This window comes from Mesorhizobium sp. M7A.F.Ca.CA.002.09.1.1, from assembly GCF_003998555.1.
Classification (GTDB): Bacteria; Pseudomonadota; Alphaproteobacteria; order Rhizobiales; family Rhizobiaceae; genus Mesorhizobium; species Mesorhizobium ciceri.
On record NZ_RZRR01000809.1, the window covers coordinates 1 to 2,573 of the forward strand.

Genomic DNA, 2,573 nt, shown 5'->3' on the forward strand with positions numbered 1-2,573 from the left:
TGCCTACGCTTATCTGGGTGGGTTCGACCCTGCTTATGCCGAGGAGAGCCCGGGCGCGATCCTGATTGGCCACGCAATCGTGGAGTCGATCCGTGAAGATGCGCGCGAGTTCGATTTCCTGCGCGGCCAGGAGGCCTACAAATATGGCTGGGGCGCCGCCGACAGGTGGACGATGCGCAGGGTCTGGACGCGGAGTTGACCCATGAGTGTAACCGCACCGAAAGGCGCCCAGCGCCGGACATCGGTCAGGCTGGCGGTTGAAGACTGCATGGCCGACGGTATTTGCGCCGAAGGTGTTCTCGTCAGGCTGGCGCTCCACCTGCCGCCCACAATTGGGGCAGCGGAATTGGCGGAGGTCGTGCTGAAAGTCCGTCCGGCGGATACCGGCGACGCGGCAAGATTGCGGAAGGTCGCCGGACTGCTGCGCTGCAAACCAGACGTCTTTGCCATGTTGCGAGCGACGGGCGGCGCCGTTCGCCATGAGCGCAATGAGGACGAGACGAATGCCGCTGTCGTCATGCGGCTGGCGTCCAGCTTCGATGCCGCGGCAGCGATTTCGGGAGCCGCGAGTGTCCAACTGGCATCCCTCGGCGATGTGGAAAGGCTCACAGCCACGACCAACGAAATCGTCGCATGGCTGGAAGCCCGAGAATTCACCGGAAGGGAACGGAGCATTCTCGACATCGGTTGCGGCATCGGCCGTTTCGAGCGTGCGCTGTGCAGATCCTTCAAGCGGATGGTCGGTATCGATATATCGTCGCGAATGATCTCCATCGCCTCAGAGCAATGCGCCGCACTCGGCAATGTCGAGTTACGACAAACCTCCGGTCTCGATCTGGCCGATTTCGACGATGCCAGTTTCGATTGCGTGCTGGCGGTCGACAGCTTTCCCTATCTGGTTCTGGCCGGCATGGCAGAGCGGCATTTCGAAGAAATTGCGCGCGTTCTGAAACGGCCGGGCTGGCTCGCCTTGCTGAACTATTCCTATCGCGGATCGCTTTTCTCAGACCGCGACGATATCGGCCGTCTGGCGCAAGCTCATCAATTGCGGGTCCTCATCGACGGTGAGAAGCCGTTTCGATCATGGGATGGCAACGCTTTTTTGCTCGCTCGGTGAGACGGAACATTACAGCACGATGCCAGTTCGGATGTCGAGCAAAGGGCACCAACGAGTGTCCTCGATTCGAAGGAGGAGCGCGGGCTGGACGGCAATCGGATCAAGTCCGAAGGATTACGCCGCTAATCGATTGCCGAAGGACTGAACGCCACCGCGCGGGCCTGTGGTCCGCGGGGCGACCAAGGAGCAAGGAAATAAACCTGTGCAAGGGTCCGCCGGTCAGCTTCTCGGCGGTGGACACAGGCTTGTAATGCCGGGCGCTTATCACCACACTACGATCAAGGGACCGCTATCAAGAGAATGTGATGTCTCGTTCGAGCGACGATACCGCGGATCCGCATGTCGAGATGGCGGTGGATCGGGAGATTGCCTCCCTGCTGGCAGCCATAGAGCAGGAAAAGATTCCGGACCGCCTCACCAAGCTGGCGATCGAATTGCAGAACGCGCTCGTCGAGAAGCGTCGGCGCGACGTGAACAACTGACTATCTGCGGCTGTCGACCTCGACGTCGAGCTGACCGTCCGACAGCTGGTTTCTCCTCTCCATCAATGTCTCCAGCGAACTCTCCCCTAGGAGTTCAAGGATGTTGGCGCGCGCACGGTTCAGGCGGCTTTTGACCGTCCCGACCGCGCAACCGCATATGTCGGCGGTTTCCTCGTAGCTCACTCCCAAAACGCCGATCAGCATCAGCACCTCGCGTTGGTGTTCAGGCAGTCTTTGAATGGCGCCGTGAACTTCCCTGCTCTGAACGGTCCATTCCTGGGTGGCTTCCGAAATTGGTCTCGAAGAGGCGCAGTCGAGCAGGCCTGGCGCCTCCCGGGCAGCGATCTTGACCCGGGTATAATAGGTGTTGCGCATGATGGTGAAGAGCCACGACTTCATTCGCGTACCGGGTTCGAACTTGTCGATGTTGGCGAGACCCTTGGTCAGTGTCTCCTGCACGAGATCGTCAGCATCGTCGGGGACGCGGCAGAAGGTGCGGGCGAATGCCCGCAGGGCGGGTATCAGGTCAACGATGGAAACTTCATTGGTTTCCTGGTCGGCCAAAAGGCAGCCTCCGGATGACAATGGTCCAGCTCCCAGCAGAAAGAGTGTGTGAACGCAGCCTCAGCTAAATGCATGGAAGTTTGGTTCGTTCCTCTTGCTGGAGACAACTCTTCATAATTCTTCGCGGGCGGAGATATCTGTCATGCGATCGGCGCATACCATCACCGCAGCAGCGACGCCTCCTTCGACAGTGGTATCTACAGCGTCCGCTTTTTTACGGGAACAAAGCCGTTCACCGGCAGTTTGATGGCTTGCCACTTTAACCTTCCAGTATCGATCGAGGACCTGTCATGGCCAAATCCGCTCGCCCCTCCGCTCGCCAATCGGCAAGTGGACTGGATCAGAATAGCGCGCGCGGAAATGGCGGCGAGTTGCACCAGGTCGCGGGAGACGACACGCCTGTCCTTACC

The 2,573-nt window shown here is 59.7% G+C and carries 5 protein-coding genes; 3 read left to right on the plus strand and 2 right to left on the minus strand.

The window, feature by feature from the left end:
* The 3 genes from EN994_RS26600 to EN994_RS26610 all read left to right on the plus strand — a co-directional run.
* Window positions 1-199 (plus strand): GNAT family N-acetyltransferase (locus EN994_RS26600; protein WP_164746216.1); only part of this gene is annotated, 199 nt, incomplete at its 5' end.
* Between the two features lie 3 nt (window positions 200-202).
* Window positions 203-1,117 (plus strand): class I SAM-dependent methyltransferase, encoded by a 915-nt coding sequence (locus tag EN994_RS26605; RefSeq protein ID WP_063170146.1) that lies wholly within the window; start codon window positions 203-205, stop codon window positions 1,115-1,117.
* Window positions 1,118-1,422: 305 nt separating this feature from the next.
* Window positions 1,423-1,599: a hypothetical protein gene (locus EN994_RS26610; RefSeq protein ID WP_081714227.1), complete on the plus strand. Its 177-nt coding sequence runs from the start codon at window positions 1,423-1,425 to the stop codon at window positions 1,597-1,599.
* Here the strand turns inward: EN994_RS26610 and EN994_RS26615 are convergent, their stop codons facing one another.
* Together EN994_RS26615 and EN994_RS35705 are read right to left on the minus strand one after the other, a co-directional pair.
* Complete coding sequence (locus tag EN994_RS26615; protein ID WP_013533212.1) at window positions 1,600-2,163, minus strand: sigma-70 family RNA polymerase sigma factor; 564 nt, start codon at window positions 2,161-2,163, stop codon at window positions 1,600-1,602.
* Window positions 2,164-2,360: 197 nt separating this feature from the next.
* Window positions 2,361-2,573 (minus strand): hypothetical protein (locus EN994_RS35705; protein WP_206530506.1); only part of this gene is annotated, 213 nt, incomplete at its 5' end.